Below are 21,659 nucleotides of genomic sequence, written 5' to 3'. Positions count from 1 at the left end.
CATGAGATCAGTTTTTGCTTTGGCGATGTGCGGCTTGCTGGCTGGCTCGTTCGTCACGATGGGTTGCGGCGATGACGACGGCGGGGGCGGGTCCGGTGGCGACGGCGGGGCCGGTGGAGGCACCACGACGAGCAGCTCGAGCAGCTCTTCGACGAGCGGTACCGGGAGCGCAGGCGGCGAGGGCGGGGCAGGTGGCGAGGGCGGGGCAGGCGGCGAGGGCGGGGCAGGTGGCGCGGGTGGCGAGGGCGGGGCGGGCGGCGCGGGCGGCGCGGGCGGCCTCGAAGAAGTGGACATCGGTCCCGGTCCGGACGAGAGCTGCTCGGGCTGCGCCCGGCTGGCCGTGCCGCTCACCGAGGAAGACACAGGGACGCTGTTCCAGTTCGACTATCCGGAGCTGGTCGACCTGACCGGCGCCACCGTCACGTTCCGTGTGAAGGTGTACGCCGGCACCGGCGGTGGCGTGCAGACGTTCGTGCAGAATGGAGGTGCACAGGCCTGGATAGGCCTCCCCTGGGCGTGGACGGACCTCAGCAGCCTGAAAGAGTGGACAGAGCTCACCATCGACGTCGACGCCACCGCCGCTGCGGATGAGTCCATGACGTTTGACGAGACCCAGGTGAGGCGCATCGGCCTGAGGGTCGACGCAGGTATCTCGGGGCCCTGGTCCAACCCGACCGTCGTCTACGTCGACTCCATCACGGTCACGAGGCCCGGCGGCACGGGCGGCGACGGTGGCGCGGGCGGCGACGGCGGCACGGGCGGCACCGGCGGCGACAGCGGTACGGGCGGCGACGGCGGCGCTGGTGGCGCGAACGGTGACGGCGGCGCCGGTGGCGCGAGCGGCGACGGCGGCGCCGGTGGCGCGAGCGGCGACGGCGGCGCCGGTGGCGCGAGCGACGACGTGATTCACGTGCTCGGTCCGTTCGAGTTCACGAGCGATCTGCAGGGATTGGCGGTCGGTGACTACAGGATGGTGCCAGGATCGAGGCTGGATCTCCTGGTCGAGTGAACCAGGTTGTCTGCGGCGCTCGCTCTCGCGCTGCTGCGCGGAGCGAGCGCCCGCGCCCGCCTCATCGCTCATCGAGGGAGCGCGCGTTTCGGTGCGCCCCAGCTTGACTCAACCCCCGCTTTCCAGGAAACGACTCCCCTGCTGCCGGCGTCCGTCACGACGTCGGCTTGCGAGCCGCCGGGCCCCGTAGGCTGTATGTGAGAGGCGGCGCTATCTTTCCTCGTCGGCGTCGTGCACCATGCCGCGAGGGTGCCCCGGGGAGGAGCCGAGATCCCGCGGCGGCATCGGGCAGATGACCTGGCCGGATGACATGAGCCCATGACGACCCCCCTGCGCCCCGAGGATGCGCTCGCGACCCTGCGTCGCGCCGGGCTCGCGACCCGGATCGACGCCGCGGCCTTCGCGGCCGCCTGCGACGCGGAGCGCGCCGGCGCGCCGCTCGACGCCGAGATCGCGCTCTCGGCCCTGGCGTCGCTCTACGGCGCGCGCGGCCCCTCGGAGGCGAGCGACGCCGACGGCGCGTTCGCGGTGGACGAGCACGCCGCTTCCGACCCGAAGGTCCTCGCGGCCGCGTGGCTCGCCTTCGAGCGGTGGCTCGAACATCCCATCCCCGTGGCCGTGGCGACCGACCTCGACGAGCTCGTCTCGTACGCGGGCGACATGTGCTTTCTTCGCCGGCACGCGGACGCGACGGGGGAGGCGCCCTGTCTCTTTTCGATCGACGGGTGGCGCCCGCGCGACGATGCGTCCTTCTCGATCTATGCGCTGCGGCGCGACGGCGAGCCGCTCTATGCGCTCGGCCTGCCGGTCCAGTTCCACGTGCACCCGGACACGGAGGCCGCGGCCGCCGGCATCTTCCGCCTGGACGGCCTCACGGACAGCTATCGCGAGCACGCCCCGACGTGCGCTGTGTGCCGGGACAACCTCCGGCGCGCGGCCGACGAAGGCGTCCTGCCCGACGAGTTCGGGCCGCTCCTCGGCGCATGAGCGGACGCCGGCGAAGGCCGGCGCGATCGCGATCGGTGGATCGAACGACGGCAGGGCGCCGTCAGGGATCGGCGCCCCGCCGCCCCAGGAGCCGCGCCGTCACGCCCTGCGCGGCGTGGACCGCGCGGCCGGCCGCGCGCGTCGCCTCGCGGAGCGCCTCGTCCGCGCCGCGCGCGCCGGCGCCCCCGGATGGCCTCCAGAGCAGGGTTGCGGCGAGCGCCACCCCGAGCGCCACGGCGATGCCCACCGCCGCGCGGCGCAGGCGCCGCGGTCCGCGCCGCGCCCGCGCACCGGATGGCGCCGCGGCCGGCGTGCCCGCCGCGGCCTCGAACGCCGCCACCATCGCGCCGACGCTCGGAAAGCGCTCCGACGGGCTGATCGCGAAGGCGCGCGCGAACCACGCCTCCAGCGCGGGCGGCGCCCCCGGGCACACCGTGGTCAGCGGCGGTCGCGCGCCGACGAGGATGGAGGCGAGCACCGCGGCCAGGTTGCGGCCCGGGAACGGCTGCTGACCGGTGAGCGCCTCGTGCGCGACGACCGCGAGCGACCACAGGTCGAGCTGCGGGCCCGCCTGCCCCTCGCACGTGTGCTCCGGGCTCAGGTAGGCGGGCGTGCCCAGCACCACGCCGTCCGCGGTCCGGCGGCGGAAGTCGACGGGCCGGTCCTCACCGACCCACTTGGCGATCCCGAAGTCAGCGATCTTGGCGCGCAGGTGCCCGTCGTTCCCCTCGACGAGCAGGATGTTCGACGGCTTGATGTCGCGGTGCACGACGCCGAGCCCGTGCGCCACCGACAGCGCCTCTCCGAGCTGCCGGAGGAGCGGCGCGAGCTCGGCCGCCAGCACTGGCCCTCGCTCCTGCAGCCATTGCCGCAGCGACCGGCCGCGCACGTACTCCATGACGAGGTACGGGCCCGCCGCCGGATCCTCGCCGGCGTCGTACACGGCGACGACGCCGGCGGTCTTCTGGCCGAGCTGCGCCGCGACCCGGGCCTCGAGGCGGAACCGCTCGATCGCCTCGAGGTGCCGGCCGTTGCGCGCCACCACGAGGAATTTGAGCGCGACGTCGACATGCCGGACGGTGTCGCGCGCCCGCCAGACCTCGCCCATCGCGCCGCGCCCGAGCGGCTCCTCGAGCTGATAACGGCCGTGCACGACCCGGCCCCGCTGCGGCCTCGCGCGGGCCTCGCTCCGCCCGGCGCGGCGGGAGGACGCAGGGCGGGAGTCTGCCGCTCGCTCAGCGAGCGCGGCCGCGGCGAGCACCGCGGCGCGGACGCTGTCTTTTCTCTGGGATTCTGGCTGTGGATCGAACGAGGATGGCTGGAACACGATCGAACACCTCCGTGCCGCCTCTGTGTTCCCGACGTGTCGACGTGCGTCTCGCACGGCGCGCTGGGACCAGGGACCGGGGCATGTCTGGAGCGTATCGCGAACGCGGGATCCGGGGAATCCACGACAGCGCGTCTTCTTCGGGCAGCTCCTCGCGGACTTGCGCTTACAAGGTCGTACGACAGCCCTGAACGTCGCTGTCGGTGCCACGTACGCTCCGCTCGGCGGGCGCGCGAGCTCGGCGCGGAGGAAGGAATCAATTACCGGAAGCACCCTGACTGGGAGGAGAAGGTGCTGGAGGTGACGGGAGGGCAGGGGGCGGACCACGTGATGGAGGTGGGCGGGGAGGAGACGCTGCCGAGGTCGATCCGGGCGACGCGAGAAGGGGGGCACATCGCGCTGATCGGGCTCCTGAGCGGGGCGTGGGGGGCGCCGGAGCCGGAGGCGATCGAGAAGAAAAGACTTCAGGTGTTGCCGGTGTTCGTCGGGAGCCGGGTGATGTTCGAGGAGATGAACCGGGTGCTCGTGGCGCACCGGATCAAGCCGGTGATCGATCGGGTGTTCGGGTTCGACGAGGCGCGGCAGGCGATGAGGTGCCTGGAGTCGGGGGCGCACTTCGGGAAGGTGGTGATCCGCGTCTGAACGGCCCGCGGCGGGCCGGCGCCGAGCGCTCGCCCCTCCGGGGATACAGCGCGCAGCGCGGCGAGGTCGTCGTCGCGGTCGACGCCCGGGCCGAATGCCCTTGAACCGGACCCGCGCCCCCACAAGGTTACGCGGCCCGACATGGCAGACGACGTCCACGCCGTCATCCCCGCCGCGCCGGCGGCGCCCTTCGAGACCCGGGAGGCCCTCGTCGCCTGGCTCGCCCGCCACGGCGTCGTGCACCTCGCGCGGCTGAACCTCGAGGCGGTGGCCCCGCGCGTCGATCCCGCCCTCTGGCCCGAGCTGCGGGTCCTCGGCGCGCGCCGGCGCCTCATCGACCTCGCGAGCGCCGACGAGCTCTCGCGCGCGTCCGAGTGGCTGCCGTCCCCGCGCCTGCGCGACGCGCTGCCGCCCGCGGTCTTGCGCTTCCTCGAGGACGAGCGCGCCGACGCGGCGCGGGCGCGCGCCGCGGTCCCGTCGCTGCTGCGGCCGCCCGACGAGCCGCGGGCCCTGCCGGCGCACGAGCGGCTGTGCGCCCTGCGCGCCCGCGTGCCGGACGCGGTCGCCCCGCGCATCGAGCGCGCCCTCCAGCTCGGCGCGCTGCGCTTCGACGCGGCGCTGCCCGGCTTCCGCTTCGAGGACCCGCTGCCGTTCGAGTCGCAGCGCGTGGGCGCCGGCTTCGTCCGGCCCGAGGCGCGGATCACCCTCGCGCACGGGGCGCTCCGCGCCGAGTGCACCTGCGGCGCGGGCGACTGCGTCCACGTGCTCGCGGCGATCGACGCGGCGCTGCTCTGGCTCCGCCAGCCCCCGGGCGACGCCTTCCTCCAGGCGCTCGACGAGCTCGGGCGCCCCGCCTGGGAGCGCACCTTGCTGGCGCTCGACCGCGCCCTCGACGAGGGCCCCGGCGGGCGCGCCGGCGTCGAGATCACCTACCGCCTGCAGGTCGTCGAGGACGTCGGCGTCTCGGTCGCGGCCTGGGTCCACCGGCTCGGCAAGAAGGGCCAGCGCAGCGCCGGCACACGCGCCGGCCGCAAGCGCCTCCTCCAGGAGCACGGGGCGCGGCTCTCCTCCGAGGACGCCCGCGCCGCGGCGCTCCTGCCCGAGGGCGACGGGTTCGCGCCGCGGGCGCTGATCGAGGCGCTCATCGGCCACCCGCGCGTCTTCCTCGACGAGGCCCCTCACGTCGCGGTGCGCGTCGAGCGCGCGCCGGTGGGGCTCGTGGCGGAGGAGCGCCAGGGCGTCGTGCGGGTGAGCGCCGGCGTCGACGGGACGGCGCTGCCCCCGGCGCTGCTCGAGCGCGTGCGCCGGGCCCGGCCCGAGGACGCGCTGTTCCTGTGGGACTGGGACCAGGGCGCGCGGCGGCTCACGCTGCTCGACGTCAAGACCGAGCTCCGGACGCTGCTCGACGTGCTCCTGCGCGAGGGCAACCTCTTCCCGCCCGAGAGCCACGGCGCCCTGCTCGCCGCGCTCGCGCGGTGGGCGCTGCGCGTGCCCGTGGCCATGCCGCGCAGCGTGATGGGCGAGTCGGTCCCCGCGCTGCTGCTCCCCGTGCTGCGCCTCTCGCCGCAGCCGAACGGCGCGGTGGAGGTCGAGCTGCGCGTGCGGCCGCTCGTCGACAGCCCCGCCCTCGCCCCGGGCGCGGGCGCGCGCGACGTGCACGTGCGGCGCGGGGACAGGGCGCTGCACGCCGTGCGCGACCTGCGCCGGGAAGAGGACTTCGCCCGCGCCCTCTGCGCCGAGCTGCCGCTCTCCGGCGCCGAGCTGCTGGAGGAGGGGCGCCCGTTCCACTACCGCTTCGCCAGCGCGCAGGGGGCGCTCGACCTGCTCGCGGCGTGCGCGCGGCGCGAGCCGCCCCCGGAGCTCGAGTGGGTGGGCGCGCCCCTGCGCGCGCTGAGCGGCGGCGGCCCGCAGGCGCTCAAGGTCGTCCTCGAGAAGCGGCGCGCGTGGTTCGGCCTCCTCGGCGGCCTGAGCGTCGAGGGCGAGCGGGTGGAGCTGGCCCGGCTGCTCGACGCGGCGCGCCGCAAGGACCGCTACGTGCAGGTCGAGGCCCGCACCTACATGGAGCTGAGCGAGGCGCTGCGCGCGCACCTCGAGCGCCTGTCGGATCACGTGCACGCGTCCGGCCACGGCCTCACCGTGGGCCCGTCGGCCGCCGGGGTGCTGCGCGAGCTCGAGGCGGCCGGCGCCGCGCTCGAGGCGGACGGCGCCTTCCGGCAGCTCGTCGACCGCGTCGGGGCCGCCGGCGAGCTCTGCCCCGCCGTCCCCGCGGCGCTCCGCGCCGAGCTCCGGCCTTACCAGCTCGACGGCTTCCGCTGGCTCTCGCGGCTCGCGGCGTGGGGCGCGGGCGGCGTCCTCGCCGACGACATGGGCCTCGGCAAGACGGTGCAGGCGCTGGCCGTGCTGCTCGATCGCGGCGCGCTCGGGCCCGCGCTCGTCGTCGCCCCCACCTCGGTGGCGTTCAACTGGAAGGACGAGGCGGAGCGCTTCGCGCCCTCGCTGCGCCTCACGCAGTACGCGGACGCGGCCGACCGCGACGACGCGCTCGCGTGGCTCGGCCCTGGCGACGTGCTGGTGGTCAGCTACGGCCTGCTCGCGCGCGACGCCGAGCGCCTCGCCGCCCGGCGCTTCGCCACGGTCGTGTTCGACGAGGCCCAGAGCCTGAAGAACGCGACCACGCAGCGCTCCCGCGCCGCGAGGGCGCTGCAGGCGGACTTCAAGTTCGCGCTCTCGGGCACGCCGATCGAGAACCACCTCGGCGAGCTCTGGAGCCTCTTCACCGTCGTGTTCCCCGGCCTCTTCGGCGGCTGGGAGTCGTTCCGGGGCCGTTACGCCGCGCCGATCGAGCGGCAGAGCGACCCTGCCGCGGCGCCCGCGCTGGCGCGCGTGCTCGCCCCCTTCCTGCTCCGGCGGACGAAGGCGCAGGTCGAGGCCGAGCTGCCGGCGCGCACCGAGGTGCGCGTGCCGGTCGTGCTCTCGGGCGCCGAGTGGCAGCTCTACGAGGACGCGCGCCTCGCGGCGCTGTCCGAGCTCGAGACGCGGCGGTCGGTCCTGCGGGAGCAGGAGCGCCGCGTCGAGGTGCTCGCGGCGCTCACGCGGCTGCGGCTGCTCGCGTCGCACCCGCGCCTGTACGACGAGCGCTCCGAGCTCGTCTCGTCCAAGCTCGAGCGCTTCCTGGAGCTCGTCGACGAGCTGCGCGCCGAGGGCCAGCGCGCGCTGGTCTTCAGCCAGTTCACGTCGCACCTCGCGCTGGTGCGCGAGGCGCTCGCGGAGCGCGGGATCGCGTTCGTCTACCTCGACGGCGCGACCCCCCGGAAGGCGCGGGGCGATCGCGTGAGCGAGTTCCAGGAGGGCACGGCGCCGCTGTTCCTCATCTCGCTCAAGGCGGGCGGCTTCGGCCTGAACCTGACGGCGGCCACCAACGTGATTCACCTCGATCCGTGGTGGAACCCGGCGGTCGAGGACCAGGCCTCGGATCGCGCGCACCGCCTGGGCCAGCGGCGGCCGGTCACCATCTACCGCCTGGTGGCGCTGGGGACGATCGAGGAGCAGATGCTGTCGCTGCACGAGCAGAAGCGCTCGCTCGTCGCCCAGGTGCTCGGCGGGAAGGACGAGGCGGGCAAGCTCACGACGCAGGAGCTCCTGGGCTTGCTCTCAGGGCGGCCCCGCGGGCCGGCCGGCGCGGATGGCGGGGAGGACGGGAGGGCGCTGGCGCCCGACGGCGGCGACGGCGTCGAGGCGGAGGCGCCCGACTGAGGGCGCTACGTCGCCCAGAGCAAGCGGAGCTCGATCTCGATCGCGTCGAAGGGCGTAGCGCGGACGCGCGCGGCGTCGCGGTGGGTGGCGACTGGCGTCCAGCCGCGTCCCGGGGCGAGCGAGAAGACCTCCAGGGTCCGCTGGATCGGGTCGACCAGCCAGGCGTGCTGCACGCCCTCGCGCGCGTAGATCGGCATCTTCTCCTTGCGGTCGACCTGCTCGGTCGACGGGCTCAGGACCTCGCAGATCCAGTCCGGAGCGAGCGAGAAGTAGGACGTATCCGGGAGCGCTGGCATGCGCTCGCGGCGCCAGCCGGCGATGTCCGGGACGAGGACCTCCACATCGCGCGGCGAAGCCGGGTCGGGGAAGTGGAGCTCGGGCTCATCGAGGATCCACCAGCCTCCCGGGCCGTTCTTGCCGTGGTCGAACGGACCGGTGAGCTCGGCGCCGAGGCCCGAGCTCGCGCGCGCATGCCGCGGCGCCGGCCGCGGGAAGACGTGCAGCACGCCGCGGACGAGCTCCGCCACCTTGTTCGGTGGCACGGCCTCGAGGTCAGCGTACGTGGCGCGGCGGGGCTTCTCGGCGGGCTGGCCCATGCGCTCAGCCTGCCCGCAGGGTCGCGGCAAGGCAAGCCGCCGGGGGAGCGCTCAATCTGGGTGAGCTCCTCGCCGCGGAGGCCGCCCAGCCCGGGTGAGCTCTCGGCCCTTCGCCCTCCTCACGCCTCGCCGACCTCGTTCGCGAAGGCCCCGGCGGGGTCGGCCTCTCTCGTCGGGTCGGCCGCAGGGGCCTTCTGGACGAGGGCGCGCTTCCAGCGCCCCGAGGCGTAGTACGCCAGGCTGGCGATCAGCGACACGACGAAGCTCACCGCGATGGCGTACCAGACGCCCTCCACGCTGCGCATCTCGCGAGAGAGCCAGTAGGCGAGCGGGGCGCGGATCACCCAGAGGCTGAGCAGGGAGATCACCGTCGTGACCACCGTCGCTCCGGCGCCGTTGATGATGCCGTTGCTCACGAACGACAGCCCGAAGAGGACGTAGCAGGCGCCGACGATGTGCAGGTACGAGACGCCGAGATCGACGACGACCGGATCGTTGATGAACACCCGGAGCAGCGCCTCGGGGAAGACGAGGGCCGCCGCCGAGATCACGAGCGTGATCCCGCCGCTGAACACGCAGCCCCACGTGAACACCTCGCGCACGCGGCCGTGGTGCCCCGCGCCCAGGTTCTGCCCGGCGAGCGTCGAGATCGCCATCCCCATGTTGATCGCGGGCAGGAACGCGATCTGGTCGATGCGCGAGGCCGCGCCGAACGCCGCGGTCGCGACCTCTCCGAACCCGTTCACGATCCCCGTGACCACCACCATCCCCAGCGAGACCACCGACTGCTGGATCGACGCCGGCACGCCGATCCTGCACGTCTTCCGGAGCGTCGGGCCGAGCTGGCCGAAGCGGGGCCACCTCGGCGCGATCGGCGACTTCTTGACGTGGAGGTACACGTTGAGCGCGACGAGCGAGATGACCTGGGAGACGATCGTGGCCCACGCCGTCCCGTTCAGGCCGAGCTCCGGCAGGCCCAGCCGCCCGAAGATGAGGAGCGGGTCGAGCACCGTCGTGAGAAGGACGGAGCCGAGCTGAAAATAGAGGGGTGTCTTCGAGTCTCCGGTCCCCTGGAGCATGCTCCGGAGCGCGAACATGCCGAAGCTGAAGGGCAGCGAGAGAAGGAAGACGCGGAGGTAGCTCACCGACGGCGCGAAGACGTCGGCCGGCGTGTCCATCGCCCGGAGGATCTCGGGCGTGAAGATCTCCCCGACGACGGTCAGCAGGACGCCGAGGCCGTAGATGAGCGCCGTGGAGCCGTCGACCACGCGCCGCAGCTCGTCGAAGCGCCTGGCGCCGAAGCTCTGCGAGACGAGGATGTTCGTCGCCAGGGTCATGCCCATCCCGACGCCGAAGATCGTGAAGATGACAGGGAAGCTCACCGTGACGGCCGCCAGCGCCCCGGTGCCCAGGAACTGACCGACCCAGATCGCGTTGATGAAGCTGTAGGTCGTCTGAAGGAAGCCCCCGAGGAGCATCGGGAGCGAGAACGTCACGAGGTGTCTGGGGATGCTGCCGGTCGTGAGATCGGTTCCGAACCTGGGTTTCATCGGGCTCCTCGCCCGAGAGCGGGCGGAACGTGGCGGCGTGGGGGCGGGTCGCGCGCGCGCAACGTGGCGTGGGCGGCTGGTCGCGCGCGCGTAACGTAGCGAACGCGCAGCGAGATTCCACTGCCCCTGGCGTGCAGCTTGCAGTCGGCGGCCGCGGCTGAGCGCACATCTGCCATCACGCGCCAGCGAGGAGAACGACATGGCGAAAGCAAAGTCTGCGAGCGCCTCCAGGCAACCGGGAGCGCAGGCAGCGAGCGCCGGGCCGTCCGAGGCGTCCTTACCGCTCGTGCCCACCGCGGCCGACCAACATCTCCTGGGCCGCGCCCTCAAGCTCCTGGTCAACGTCCAGGCCGCGCCGTTCATCGCGCGCGCCCGCCGCGAGGGGTACACGCCCGCCGAGCACCGCGAGGGGTGGCGGCTGCTCAAGCTCGCCTCGGGCGAGCAGCGCCCGCTCGAGCACCTGTTCGTCGAGGCGTCGGGCGGCGGCGCCGTCGAGGGCGCCGAGCGGCTGCGGCTGCTCCAGGAGGTCGACGCGTTCGAGGGCACGTGGTTCCCGCGCACCCGCGCGATCATCCGCCGCGTCGTCCCGCGCGAGCGCCGCGACGGCTTCGAGACGGCGTTCTTCAAGAACCTCGAGCAGCAGCCGCTGGGGCCGGCGGCGACCCTGGCGGTCGCGACCTTCCTTCGCCGCGTCGAGGGGCTCGCCAGGAACAGCGACGAGGACGCGAGGAAGGTCCAGCGGACGCTCGCGGCGCGCGGGCTGACCGAGGTCAGGATGCAGCAGGCGCGCGAGCTGCTCGGCAAGCTCGAGGCCGGCGCGCCCGCGCCGCCGCCCCGGATCCCGGCGGCCGAGCTGGAGAGGGCGTGGAAGGAGCAGCGAGAGGCGCTCGAGGGCCTGCGCGGCTGGTTCAACGACTGGGCGACGACGCTCCGGCAGGTCTTCCCGCTCAAGGCGCAGATCCAGCTCGGCCTCACCGCCGTGAGGCGCGCGGCGGCCGCCCCGGGAGAGGTCGAGGAGGACGCGCTGCTCGACGAGGACGACGCCGAGCTCGCCGGCGCGGAGCCGCCGCTCGGCTGACGCGGACGGAGGCTCGTCCGGGCGTCCCCGGACCATCCGAGGACCATCCGATCCCGTGTGCAGGCGCACCGACGGTCGGTGGGCGACGCGCTGCCTCGCGGCGCCGGCGCCAGCGGGGTTCCGCAACCGGTTGCTTCCTTCCGCAATGGGTTGCGTCATCCGACAAAGTTTCGCGCCGCCGCGGCCCGGGACGTCACGTCCCCACGGCACTGCGCCTGCGCGTCCTCCAAGACCTACCTCGGACAGCGCTGCCTCGCCGCGCGGCCGCGCCCGGCGTCCGGCGCGGCATTCAGACCGCGCGCAGCCTCCACACCGCGGGTCGCAGCAGCAGGAGCGGCGCGGCGAGGCCTGCGAGCACGCCGGCCCACACCGTCGCTTCCACGCCGATGCGGCCCGCGAGCCAGCCGGCCGCCAGGGTGCCCGCGGGCAGCAGCGCGCCCGTGATCACGTGGAGCGTGGCGTTGACGCGGCCGAGCACCGTCAGGGGCAGCATCGATTGCCGGGCGCTCACCGCGTGGATCATGAACGCGACGAGGAAGGCGTCCCCGACGAGCTGGTGCAGCACCAGCGCGGGGACGGCCAGGTCGCCGAGTTGCGCGGCGAGCGGGATGAGCAAGGCGCCCGCCTGGCCCACGGTGAGGCTGAGGATCATCGCCGGACCGGCGCCGAGGCGGCGTCCCAGCCAGCCCGCGATGACGCTGCCGCCGAGCGCGCCGATCCCGCCCACGCTGATGATCAGGCCGACCGCGGCGGGCTCCAGCCGCAGGTGCTCCAGGAGGTAGAGCATGTACAGCGCGGAGAAGGCCCCGCCGCTGAGGAGCGCCTGCGCGCCCAGGGCCATGAACGTCGCCCCGACCACGGGGTGGCCGAGGCCGTGGCGCAGCCCCACCCGGAGATCCTCGCGGAGCGAGGCGCCGCTCCCGGCCGCGTCGCCTTCAGGGGCGGCCGGCGCCTCCGCCGCCCGGATGCGCCCGAGCAGCGCCGCCGACCCGAGGTAGGACAGCGCGTCCACCACCATCGTCACCGGCGCGGTGAGCGCCTGGATCAGGAGGCCCGCCGCGCCGGGGCCGGCGATCTCCGCGGCGGCCTCGGTCCCCTCCAGCCGCGCGTTCGCCTCGACGAGGCGGTCCTGCCCGACGAGCGCCGGCAGGTACGCGTTGTCGGCGATCTGGAACAGGGACGTGGCCATGCCGACCAGCGCGGCCACCGCGGAGAGGTGGACGAGGGTCAGCGCGCCGGCCCATGCCGCGATCGGGACCGAGAGGATCAGCGCCGCGCGCGCGAGATCCGCGCCGATGAGCAGCGGCCGCTTGCGCGAGCGATCCACGAGCCCGCCCGCGAAGAGCCCCACCAGGACGCCCGGCGCGGTGGCCAGCGCCGAGAGCACCGCCACGCCCGCCGCGTCGGCCCCGAGGCTCACGATCGCGATCACGGGCAGCGCCGTCCGGCTGACGCGCCCGCCCAGCGCGCTCACCGCCTGCGCCGCCCAGAGGCGCAGGAAATCGGGGTTGCGAGAGAGGCCGTCGCGGGAAGGGGAGGGCATGGAGAGCGCGAGCAGAGCAGGAAAGCGGAAGGAGGGGGAGCGGCGTCTGCCGCCGCATCCGCGCGCCTCGATCGACGGGATCGCGGTGGCCGCGCGGAGGCGTGGCAAGCCAGAGGTACTCCGGACAGATGCGCGATGCTCACGTCCCGCATCGGACTCACGGCGCCCGCATCTCGCTCGCCTCGGAGGGCCGGCGCGGCTACTAAGGCCTCCCCGGAGCCACTCGCGCCCATGCCCACGCTCCTGCGTTCACCGGCCACCAGGATCGGCGCAGCGCTCGTCGCGATCGCGATGGCGCTCGTCGGCTTCCTGCCCCTCTTCGACGGCCCCGGCTACGAGAGCGCGCTCGCCGCGGGCCTCCTCGTGCCGGGCGCCGCCGCGATCGCGACCGCGCTCGACGTCGCCGCCCACCGGCCCGCGCCGATCGAGGCGTTCCGGCGCGGCGTCGCGAACGGCGCCCTCTTCGCCCTCGTCGCGTACGCCACCACGCTCGCGCACGGCCTCCGCGCCGGCTTCTGCGACGTGCTCGGCGGCTCCGCGCACTTCGCCCTCGGGCCCGGGCTCGGCGCCGCGCTCGGCGGCGCGTGGGGCGCCGTCGCGGGCGAGCTCGCCGCGGGCAGCCGGCGCGACGACGCCGCGCCCCCGCTGCCGGCGTGGCGCCGCCGCCTCGCCGCCGTCGTCGCCGCGCTCGCCGCCCCGCTCGGCTCCGCCGGCGTGAGCGTCGTCCGCTTCTACACGAGCCCGATCGTCTTCGCCTACGACCCCTTCGCCGGCTTCTTCAGCGGCACCCTCTACGACACGGTCGTCGACGCCTCGGGGCTGCTCACCTACCGCGCCGGCACCCTCGCCACCCTGTTCGCCGCGTCCGCGCTCGCGCAGCACCTCGTCCACGACGCGAGCGGCCGCGTGACGTTCCAGCCGCAGGGCCGCCCCGGCCTGCTCCTGCTCGGCGCGGCGAGCGCCGCGGTGAGCGCCGGGACGCTCCTCGAGGGCGCGCGCCTCGGCCACTTCCAGACCTCCGAGAGCATCGCGGCCGAGCTCGGCGCGCTCTCGCAGGGCCAGCGCTGCGAGGTCGTCTACCCGCGCGGCATGCGCGAGGCCGACGTCCAGCGCTTCGTGCGCGAGTGCGACGCGCACATCGAGGCCGGCGAGCGCTGGCTCGGCGCGCCCGCCGAGGTCGACGGCGAGCCGCTCCGCGTCCGCGCCTACCTGTTCGAGAGCGCCGCGCAGAAGGGCGCGCTCATGGGCGCCTCGCGCACGTACGTCGCGAAGCCGTGGCGTCACGAGGTGTACCTGCAGGCCGCCGGCTACCCGCACCCCGTCCTCGGGCACGAGATCATGCACGTGCTCGCCGGCGCCTTCGCCCGCGGCCCGTTCAAGGTGGCCGGGCGGCTCGGCGGGTGGCTCCCCGACCCGGGCCTCATCGAGGGGATCGCCGTCGCCGGCTCGCCCAAGGAGGGCGAGGACCTGAGTCCGCGCGGGTGGGCCAAGGCCATGAAAGATCTCGGGATCTTGCCGCCGCTCTCGCGCCTGTTCGCGCTCGGCTTCCTCGCCGAGAACTCGTCGGCGGCCTACACCGTGAGCGGCGCCTTCGTCGGCCACGTGCGCGCGACGTACGGCGCCGCCGCGGTGCGCGCGTGGTACGGCGGGCAGCCGCTGCCGGAGATCACCGGGGCGCCGTGGGCGGCGATGGAGCGCGCCTGGCACGCCGACCTCGACGCGCTCGCGCTCCCCGACGCCGCCAGGGCGCAGGCGAAGGCGCGCTTCGACCGGCCCGCCGTCTTCGAGCGGCGCTGCCCGCACGTGGTCGACGCGTGCACGCAGAAGGCCGAGCAGCTCCGCGCGCGCGGCGATCACGAGGGCGCGATCGCCGAGTACCGGCGCGTCCTCTCGCTCGACCAGAGCCCCGCGACCCGCGTCGCGATCGCCGAGACGCGGCTCGCCAGCGACGCGCCCAGCAGCAGGAGCGAGGGCGTCCGCGAGCTCGAGGCGATCGCCGGCGACGGGTCGATCCCGCGCCACCTGCGCGACCGCGCCGCTGAGCGGCTCGGCGACGTCGCGCTCGCGGCGGGCGACCGGGAGCGCGCCGTGACCTGGTACCGCGAGGTCGCCGGACGGCTCGTCGACGAGGACCGGCTCCGGACGCTGGACGTGAAGATCGCCGCGGCGAGCGACGAGCGCGCGCGCGCGGCCATCGTCGAGCTGCTGATCGGCACCCGCGGCGGCGCGCCGGACAGGCTCCGGGCGGCGGAGCTGCTCGGCGCCTGGGCCGCGCAGGCGCCCGGCGACGGCCTGCCGAGCTACCTGCTCGGCCGCCAGTACCTGAACGACGGCCGCTTCGACGAGGCCGCCGATCGGCTGGAGCGGGCGCTCGCGGCCCACCTGCCCATCCAGCGCGTCTGGATCGAGGCCGAGCGGCTGCGGCTCGTCGTGGCGTGCGGCCTCGACGACGCCGAGACCGCTCGCCGCCTGTTCGCCCAGTACGCCGCCCACGACGGGGCGGCCGGCGCCGGGCCCGCCGTGAGCGAGGAGCGCCGGGACGCCGCCCTCCGCCTGCTCGAGCGCTGCGCCGGGCCTACGTCCCCGGCAGCCTCTTCCGGGCCGCCGGCGGGACAAAAGTGAAGAATGCCTCTCGTTCCTGCGCGCCGCCGTGGTGAGATGTCGTGGAAATGCTCGATGCGCCCGCGAGCGAGAGGTCCCGCCGCCTCGTCGCGCTGAACGCTGTCCTCACCGTCGTCGCTCGCCACTCGAACCTGCTGCTGCCGAGGCCGTTCGAGGAGCTCGCCGGCGCCGTCTGCCGGTTCGCCCCGTTCCACCTGCTCGCGGTGGTGTTTCCCGAGCCCGAGGGGGAGCTGCTCGCGTACGCGACCTTCCGCGGCGAGACGCTCTCCGCCGCGCCGTTCGCCGCGCGGCTCCCGGCGCCCGCGGCGCTCTTCCGGCGGGTCTTCGGCGAGGGGAAGACGTTCTCCTGCGAGAGCACCCGCGCGGGCGACGCGCTCGACAAGATGGGGGCCGCCGAGGGGTGCCTCTCGTACGTCGCGCTCCCGGTGCGGAGCGCGCCGCCCGGCGCCGAGCCCGGCCAGCCGGCGGCGCGGTCCTCGGCGCCCGCGAGCGCGGGCGCCGGCCCCGTCATCGCCGCGCTCGTGCTCGGCTACGCGGAAGCCGCCGCGGCGGCGCCGGTCGCCCTCCTGGAAGAGCTCGCCGAGGCGCTCGGCGCCGGCCTCGATCGCTCGCTGCGCGTCGTCGCCGGCGAGCGCGAGGCCGCCGAGCGGCTGCTGCGCATCCGCGAGCTCGAGGAGCAGCACCGGAACCTGCTCGACAACGCGCCGCTCATCATCTTCCGCCTCGATCCCGAGAGCGGCGAGCTCTCGTTCCTGAACCGCCACGCCGAGCGGCTCCTCGGCGTGCCGGTGGCCGAGGCGCTCAGGACGCCGGGCTTCCTCGCGGAGGCGCACGCCGACCCGGAGGGCGTGATGTGCTTCGAGGACGCGGTCGCCCGGGCCAAGCTCGGCGCGCCCTCGGCCTCCTACGAGGCGCGCCTGCGCCGGCGGGGCGGCGACGCGATCACGGCGCGCGGCACGGTGTACCCGCTCGTCTCCGATCGCGGCCGCGTGGTGGCGATCGAGGGCGTCCTCGCGGACGTGAGCACCGAGCACGCGGCGCGCACGCGGCTCATCCAGGTCGATCGGCTGTCGACGCTCGGCACGCTGGCGGCCGGCGTGGCCCACGAGATCAACAACCCCGCGGCGTTCATCCTGCTCGGCCTCGACATGCTCGACCGGCTCCTGCGCGGCCCGAACGTGCGCATGGAGGGCGCCGCCGCCTCGAGCGCGTCGGAGCTGCTCCAGGAGCTGCGCGACTCCATCAAGCGCATCGTCGACATCGTCCGCGATCTCAAGCTGTTCGCGAGCCCGCCGCAGCCCGAGGGCTCGCGGCGCACGCTGACGGACGCGAACCGCACGGTCGAGTCCGCGCTGAGCCTCACGCGCGGCCAGATCATCGAGCGGGCGCAGATCGTGAAGAGCCTGTCGGAGGTGCCGCCGGTCCTCATGGAGGACGGCCGGCTCGGGCAGGTCATCGTGAACCTGCTCGTCAACGCGGCGCAGGCGATCCCGAAGCCGAGCTCGAAGCTCGAGGCCCGCGAGCAGACGGTGACGGTCGAGACGCGGAGCGACGGGCAGACGGTCGAGATCGTGGTGACCGACACCGGCGCCGGCATCGCGGAGGAGAACCTGCCGCGGATCTGGGCGCCGTTCTTCACGACGAAGGGGCCCGAGGTCGGCACCGGGCTCGGCCTGTCGATCAGCCGGGAGATCATCGAGCGCGCGGGCGGCCAGATCGCGGCCGAGAGCCCGGTCCCCGGGGCCGATCCGCCGGGCGGCGCGCGCTTCATCATCTCGCTGCCCGCGGCGGGGCGCACGGAGGAGGCGACGCCGAGCGTGTCACCGGTGCCGCGGCTCGTCTCGAAGCGGGCGCGGGTGCTCGTGGTGGAGGACGAGGCGTCGCTCGCGCGCGCGCTGTCCGAGCAGCTCGGCCGCGTGCACCAGGTGTCGCTCGCGCCGAGCGCCGACGCCGCGATGGGGATGCTCGCGGGCGGCCAGCGCTTCGACGTGGTGCTCTGCGACCTGCGGATGCCCGGCATGTCGGGCGACGTCTTCTACACGCGCGTCCGCGAGAGCGACCCGGCGCTGGCGCAGGGGTTCATCTTCATGACCGGCGTGGGCTTCGGCGCGGACTTCGAGCGGTTCCTCGCCTCGTCGGGCCGCCCGCTCCTCGAGAAGCCGTTCTCCGCCGAGGACGCGCTGTCCGCGATCGCCGAGGTCGTCTCGGCGAACAGCGCGAGCGCGCGGGGCAGCGGCGCGTAGCGCGCGCGGGTCAGCCCAGGATCTGCGCGCAGGCGCGCTGGAGCTCTCGCAGCACGTCGGGGGTGGCCTGGAGCGTGATGCGCGAGCGCGCGTCGCCCTCCTGGTAGCTCAGCGTGAGCACGACGACGGGCGCCGCGATCTTCGCCCCGCGGCTCGCGGCCGCGATCGTGTCGATGCGCCAGTCGACGCCGGTGAGCAGCTTGCCGTGGTCGAGCAGCGCGCCGCGCACGATCTCCCGCCGCACGACCGCCCTGGCCTGGTCGTAGCCGGCGAGCAGGATCGCCTGGAGCTCCTCGGCCTCCTCGACGGGCACGAGCACCGCGAGGTCGGTCGAGAGCGCGGCGGGGTCGAGATCGCGCTTGCTCGCCTCGCGGACCAGGAAGCGGCAGGCCTTGAGCACCCGCGCGAGCGCCTCGGACCCGACCTCGTGCCGGCGGCAGAACTCGTCGAGGTGCCGCTCCACGGCTGCGGGCACCGGCTCGCCGAGGCTCGGCCCGAGCGCCTCCCAGAGGCGCCGGCGCGCGCCCTCGGGCAGCTCCAGGAGCCGGCGCAGGTCGGCGGCGAGCTCCGGGGGCGGCGGCTGCCCGCCCAGGCTGCGGAGCCCGGCGCGGGGGGAGGGCGCCTCGTGCGCCGGCGTGCTCATCGCGACCTCGACAGCACGCGCGGCTCAGTCGCTGAGCTGGATGGGGACGTAGAGGGCGCGCATCTTCGACATCGTGCCCTGGCGCGTGTACCCGGCGAGCCCGTAGAGGAGGTTCCACCAGTGCCCCTCCGGCGTCTCGCCGTACGAGAACACGGGGAAGAAGTGGAACTCCCACTCCTTGCCTCGCCGCACCCGCTGCTCCTTGTAGAACGTGTTGAGCGCGAGCTGCGTCACCGAGTTCTGGTCCGCGAACCGGAAGAAGAGCGGCAGGACCACCGTGGTGCGCGAGCTCGGCGACGCGAAGTCCCAGAGGAACGGCGCGACGACGAGGTGCGTCGAGTTGCGATCGCGCCCCGAGTAGAAGAACGGATAGATGTCCGTCTCCCAGCCGGTGAGATCCTTCGTGTGCCGGATGAACGGCGTGAGCCACGTCGTGTCGCTCAGCCCGTGGCGCTTGAAGCGGCCGTAGAGCGGGAACAGCGCGAGATCGTCGCTGCGCGGCGAGGTGTTCCGGTAATAGAACGGCAGCAGCATCGTCCGCTCGAGATCGATGTCGGGATCGCGGTACTGCCAGAAGAGCGGCGTGATCATGTCGAGCTCCGTCCGCCCTCGATAGCGAGCGTAGCCCCAGGTCGCGAAGGTGCTCTCCCCCTCCTCGCCGCGCGCCTTCACGAAGAGCGGCGTGATGAGCAGGTTCGAGTTGCCCTCGACGCCGTAGTGGAAGAACGGGAACAGCGTCGTGCGGTCGTGGTTCTTGCCCCAGCTATGCCAGTAAAACGGCATGACGTTGAACACGTCACCCTTGCGCGAGTGCTGCCAGAGCAGCGGCCCCCACAGGTTCGTCGAGCGGTCTCCGACGTCGCTGTAATGGTAGTAGTGCAGGAGCGGCGGGATCACCTCGTACTCGCTGCTCTCGTCGCGGCCGTAGAAGTAGAGCGGCGCCAGGCCGAGATCGATCTTGTCGGCCGAGCGCGCGTCGCACGCGGGGCCGCCTCTCCAGCTACAGAAGAGGGGCCCGACCATGTTGAAGCCGCTTCGCGCGGTGTGGTGCGTGAACGTGAGCAGGGGAGGGATGTGGAAGTAGCCGCTCCCGTCGTCGCTCTTGCCCTCGAAGAAGAGCGGCGCGAGCCAGTTGTCGTGCCGGCCCGGCTCCGCCTTGCGCCCGGGGCTCGCCGGGCGACCCTCGGACTCGCGGTGCATGAACGGGCCGACAATCGTCGTGTGGGTGTTCTGGTCCCGCAGCTTCCAGAAGAACGGGAAGAGCACGTCGGCGTCGACGTCCTTGCTCCGCCGGTTGTAGTAGAACGGCGTCACCATCGTGGCGCGATCGCCGGGCATCTTGCGCTCGGCCCAGAAGGGCACGACGGTCCGGAACTGGTAGTCGCCGCTCCGCTCGCCGTAATAGAGCCCGTACCAGTCGCGCTGGATCTCCTCGGCGCGCCCGCGCTCCCACTCGCCGGGGTCGTTCGTGCCGATCTGCTTCTTGACCGACGGCGGCACCGCGAGCGGGTCCTCCGGCAGCGTCGGCTCCTGCGTCTGGATCGGGCTCTCCTCGGAGGTCGGCGCCGCGTGCGTCTCCGGCGTCCCGGGCGGCGGCTGCTGCGGTGAGCTCGTCGGAGGCGGCCCCATGCCGGGCTGGCCGAAGCCGACCTGCGCCGCCGCGATCGACGGCGCGGCGAGCGCCGCCAGCGCGGCCGCGAGCGAGAGCGCCGGTGCCGAGCACCGCCGCCGCGCGCCGCCCCTCGCCTCGCCCGGCCGCGCGCCGCGCGCCGGTTCGCTCACCGGAGCGCCGCGCGCCCCCCGCGAGCAGCCCTGCTCTCCCATCGCCTCGTAGGTCAACGCGCTCCCCGCTGGCCGCCGCCCGGTGAAGACTCGAGGGCCCGATCCGCGAGCACGCGCGCCGCGCCGTCGAGCGGGATCTCCTCCTGCACGTGCGCCGCGAGGTCCTTGATCTGAAGGACGCCGCGCTCGATCTCCGCGTCGCCCAGGATCACGCAGAGCCGCGCGCCGAGGGCGTCCGCGCGCCGGAGCATCGCCTTGAGCCGCCCGCCGCGCCCGTCGAGCTCGACCGAGACGCCGAGCGCGCGGAGCTGCTTCGCGAGCAGCAGCGCGCGATCCGAGCCCACCTGGCCGAGCGGGGCGAGGAAGCAGCCGGGCCTCCGGCGCGACGTGTCGCCCGCCATCAGCGTGAGCAGCCGCTCCATCCCCATCGCGAAGCCGATCGCCGGCACGCTCGGCCCGCCGAGCCCCGCGATCATGTTGTCGTAGCGGCCGCCGCCCCCGAGCGTGCTCTGCGCCCCGAGATCGCCCGAGGTCGCCTTCACCTCGAAGAGCGTGCGCGTGTAGTAGTCGAGCCCGCGCACGAGCGACGGGTCGACGACGTAGTTCACGCCGAGCACGTCGAGGCAGCGGAGCACGCCGTCCCAGTGCGCCCGGTCCGCGTCGTCGAGCAGGTCGAGGATCGACGGCGCGTCGCGGGACACCTCGTGGTCGCGCGGATCCTTCGAGTCGAGGATGCGCAGCGGGTTCTTCTCGAGGCGGCGCTGCGAGTCCTCGCTGAGCCTGTCCTTGCGCGGCGTGTAGTGGGCGAGCAGCGCCTCGCGGTAGCGCTCGCGCGTGCCGGCGCTGCCGAGCGAGTTCACGTGGACGACGAAGTCGCCGATGCCGATGCGCTCCAGGAAGCCCGCGATGAGATCGATCGTCTCGGCGTCGCAGAGCGGCCCCGGGTCGCCGAAGAGCTCGCAGCCGGCCTGGTAGAACTGGCGGTAGCGCCCCTTCGCCGGCCGCTCGCCGCGGAACATCGGCCCGAGGTAGTACCAGCGGGTGATCGGCTCCTTGGCGTGGACCGCGTGCTCGACGTAGGCGCGCGCGGCGCCCGCGGTGCCCTCGGGCCTTACCGTGAGCTGATCGCCATGGCGCTCGAAGGAGTACATCTCCTTCTCGACCACGTCCGTCGTCTCCCCCATCTGGTGGCGGAAGAGCTCCGTCGGCTCGAGCAGCGGCGTGCGCACCTCGGCATAGCCGTGGAGCTCCGCGTGGAGGCGGAAGGCCCCCTCGAGCTTGTGCCAGCGCTCCACCTCTTCGGGGAGGATGTCGTTCATCCCCCGGACCGCGCGCAGTTCCATCGCGCGGCGCTTATGGTCGGTGCTGGCGAGCGGGTCAAGCCGGTCGGATGCTTCCCTGTACGTTGGGTCTCGCCGGCTCACCGTCCGAGGGCTATGTGCTCTCCCCAGAGGCATGGCGAAGGCGAAGACGCGCGCTGCGGCGATCGATCTTGGGAAGGCCCGCGTCGGCGTGGCCGTGACCGACGAGCTCGGGCTCTACGCCCACCCGCGGCCGCACCTCGACGGGCGGAACCGGAAGGCGCTGCTGGAGGCGCTTGCGGCGCTCGCCCGGGACGAAGGCCTCACGCGGTTCCTTGTCGGGCTGCCGCTCGAGATGAACGGGGACGAGGGGCCGGCCGCGCGGCGGGCGGTCGCCTTCGCCCAGGCGCTGGCCGACGCGGCTGGCGTGGAGGTGGAGCTCATCGACGAGCGGCTGACCACGGTCGAGGCGGCACGGCGGCTGCGCGACGGAGGGAGCTCGGCGCGCAAGAGCAAGGAGCGCGTCGACGGGGCGGCGGCGGCGCTCTTGCTCCAGGCGTGGCTGGACGGGCGGCGCAGCTAG

Annotated in this window: 15 protein-coding genes; 8 read left to right on the top strand and 7 right to left on the bottom strand. The window is 74.2% G+C overall.

Translation table 11 applies throughout. The features are described from left to right. The first annotated feature begins 1 nt into the window (after position 1). Together WME76_RS20320 and WME76_RS20315 are read left to right on the top strand one after the other, a co-directional pair. Positions 2 to 1,009: a hypothetical protein gene (locus tag WME76_RS20320; protein ID WP_437961725.1), complete on the top strand. Its 1,008-nt coding sequence runs from the start codon at positions 2 to 4 to the stop codon at positions 1,007 to 1,009. Positions 1,010 to 1,327: 318 nt separating this feature from the next. Then, entirely contained in the window at positions 1,328 to 1,996 is a 669-nt protein-coding gene (locus tag WME76_RS20315; protein ID WP_437961724.1) for a hypothetical protein, read from the top strand. A gap of 61 nt (positions 1,997 to 2,057) precedes the next feature. Here the strand turns inward: WME76_RS20315 and WME76_RS20310 are convergent, their stop codons facing one another. Next, positions 2,058 to 3,149, bottom strand: a complete 1,092-nt coding sequence (locus WME76_RS20310) for a serine/threonine-protein kinase (protein WP_437961723.1) — start codon at positions 3,147 to 3,149, stop codon at positions 2,058 to 2,060. On the opposite strand from WME76_RS20310, the gene WME76_RS20305 reads away from it, so the two are divergent. Together WME76_RS20305 and WME76_RS20300 are read left to right on the top strand one after the other, a co-directional pair. Beyond that, the gene (locus WME76_RS20305; protein ID WP_437961722.1) at positions 3,066 to 3,965 is read left to right on the top strand and encodes a zinc-binding dehydrogenase; all 900 of its coding nucleotides are present in this window, start codon (positions 3,066 to 3,068) and stop codon (positions 3,963 to 3,965) included. The genes WME76_RS20310 and WME76_RS20305 overlap by 84 nt on opposite strands. Before the next feature lie 141 nt (positions 3,966 to 4,106). Further along, a complete protein-coding gene (locus WME76_RS20300) occupies positions 4,107 to 7,718 on the top strand; it encodes an SNF2-related protein (RefSeq protein WP_437961721.1) in 3,612 nt (1,203 codons plus the stop codon). A 5-nt stretch (positions 7,719 to 7,723) separates the two neighbouring features. Here WME76_RS20300 and WME76_RS20295 read toward each other — a convergent pair whose 3' ends face one another. Beyond that, complete coding sequence (locus tag WME76_RS20295) at positions 7,724 to 8,314, bottom strand: Uma2 family endonuclease (RefSeq protein ID WP_437961720.1); 591 nt, start codon at positions 8,312 to 8,314, stop codon at positions 7,724 to 7,726. Between the two features lie 119 nt (positions 8,315 to 8,433). Further along, a complete protein-coding gene (locus tag WME76_RS20290) occupies positions 8,434 to 9,864 on the bottom strand; it encodes an MATE family efflux transporter (protein ID WP_437961719.1) in 1,431 nt (476 codons plus the stop codon). A gap of 199 nt (positions 9,865 to 10,063) precedes the next feature. On the opposite strand from WME76_RS20290, the gene WME76_RS20285 reads away from it, so the two are divergent. After that, on the top strand, positions 10,064 to 10,942 hold the full coding sequence (locus WME76_RS20285) for a hypothetical protein (protein WP_437961718.1): 879 nt from the start codon (positions 10,064 to 10,066) through the stop codon (positions 10,940 to 10,942). 289 nt (positions 10,943 to 11,231) lie between these two features. Here WME76_RS20285 and WME76_RS20280 read toward each other — a convergent pair whose 3' ends face one another. Beyond that, positions 11,232 to 12,485, bottom strand: coding sequence for an MFS transporter (locus WME76_RS20280; protein ID WP_437961717.1), 1,254 nt, complete (start codon positions 12,483 to 12,485; stop codon positions 11,232 to 11,234). Positions 12,486 to 12,716: 231 nt separating this feature from the next. Here WME76_RS20280 and WME76_RS20275 point away from each other — a divergent pair, with 231 nt between their 5' ends. Further along, complete coding sequence (locus WME76_RS20275; protein ID WP_437961716.1) at positions 12,717 to 15,107, top strand: hypothetical protein; 2,391 nt, start codon at positions 12,717 to 12,719, stop codon at positions 15,105 to 15,107. A gap of 47 nt (positions 15,108 to 15,154) precedes the next feature. Next, complete coding sequence (locus WME76_RS20270) at positions 15,155 to 17,350, top strand: hybrid sensor histidine kinase/response regulator (RefSeq protein ID WP_437962133.1); 2,196 nt, start codon at positions 15,155 to 15,157, stop codon at positions 17,348 to 17,350. 10 nt (positions 17,351 to 17,360) lie between these two features. Here the strand turns inward: WME76_RS20270 and WME76_RS20265 are convergent, their stop codons facing one another. The 3 genes from WME76_RS20265 to hisS are packed head-to-tail and all read right to left on the bottom strand — an operon-like array spanning position 17,361 to position 21,118. Then, positions 17,361 to 17,993, bottom strand: a complete 633-nt coding sequence (locus WME76_RS20265; protein ID WP_437961715.1) for a COMM domain-containing protein — start codon at positions 17,991 to 17,993, stop codon at positions 17,361 to 17,363. Between the two features lie 24 nt (positions 17,994 to 18,017). Continuing rightward, on the bottom strand, positions 18,018 to 19,775 hold the full coding sequence (locus WME76_RS20260) for a hypothetical protein (RefSeq protein WP_437961714.1): 1,758 nt from the start codon (positions 19,773 to 19,775) through the stop codon (positions 18,018 to 18,020). 53 nt (positions 19,776 to 19,828) lie between these two features. Continuing rightward, the gene (gene hisS, locus WME76_RS20255) at positions 19,829 to 21,118 is read right to left on the bottom strand and encodes a histidine--tRNA ligase (RefSeq protein WP_437961713.1); all 1,290 of its coding nucleotides are present in this window, start codon (positions 21,116 to 21,118) and stop codon (positions 19,829 to 19,831) included. Between the two features lie 112 nt (positions 21,119 to 21,230). On the opposite strand from hisS, the gene ruvX reads away from it, so the two are divergent. Then, a complete protein-coding gene (gene ruvX, locus WME76_RS20250; protein WP_437961712.1) occupies positions 21,231 to 21,659 on the top strand; it encodes a Holliday junction resolvase RuvX in 429 nt (142 codons plus the stop codon).

Source organism: Sorangium sp. So ce119, assembly GCF_051524405.1.
Lineage (GTDB): Bacteria > Myxococcota_A > Polyangia > Polyangiales > Polyangiaceae > Sorangium > Sorangium cellulosum_G.
The sequence above is the reverse complement of the archived record's forward strand: the minus strand, read 5'-3'. Positions and strand labels throughout refer to the sequence as shown.

Coding starts and splice junctions, on each gene's coding strand:
- WME76_RS20320 (WP_437961725.1), top strand. CDS start 2: ATGAGATCAGTTTTTGCTTTGGCGATGTGCGGCTTGCTGGCTGGCTCG.
- WME76_RS20315 (WP_437961724.1), top strand. CDS start 1,328: ATGACGACCCCCCTGCGCCCCGAGGATGCGCTCGCGACCCTGCGTCGC.
- WME76_RS20305 (WP_437961722.1), top strand. CDS start 3,066: ATGCCGGACGGTGTCGCGCGCCCGCCAGACCTCGCCCATCGCGCCGCG.
- WME76_RS20300 (WP_437961721.1), top strand. CDS start 4,107: ATGGCAGACGACGTCCACGCCGTCATCCCCGCCGCGCCGGCGGCGCCC.
- WME76_RS20295 (WP_437961720.1), bottom strand. CDS start 8,314: ATGGGCCAGCCCGCCGAGAAGCCCCGCCGCGCCACGTACGCTGACCTC.
- WME76_RS20290 (WP_437961719.1), bottom strand. CDS start 9,864: ATGAAACCCAGGTTCGGAACCGATCTCACGACCGGCAGCATCCCCAGA.
- WME76_RS20285 (WP_437961718.1), top strand. CDS start 10,064: ATGGCGAAAGCAAAGTCTGCGAGCGCCTCCAGGCAACCGGGAGCGCAG.
- WME76_RS20280 (WP_437961717.1), bottom strand. CDS start 12,485: ATGCCCTCCCCTTCCCGCGACGGCCTCTCTCGCAACCCCGATTTCCTG.
- WME76_RS20275 (WP_437961716.1), top strand. CDS start 12,717: ATGCCCACGCTCCTGCGTTCACCGGCCACCAGGATCGGCGCAGCGCTC.
- WME76_RS20270 (WP_437962133.1), top strand. CDS start 15,155: ATGCTCGATGCGCCCGCGAGCGAGAGGTCCCGCCGCCTCGTCGCGCTG.
- WME76_RS20265 (WP_437961715.1), bottom strand. CDS start 17,993: ATGAGCACGCCGGCGCACGAGGCGCCCTCCCCCCGCGCCGGGCTCCGC.
- hisS (WP_437961713.1), bottom strand. CDS start 21,118: ATGGAACTGCGCGCGGTCCGGGGGATGAACGACATCCTCCCCGAAGAG.
- ruvX (WP_437961712.1), top strand. CDS start 21,231: ATGGCGAAGGCGAAGACGCGCGCTGCGGCGATCGATCTTGGGAAGGCC.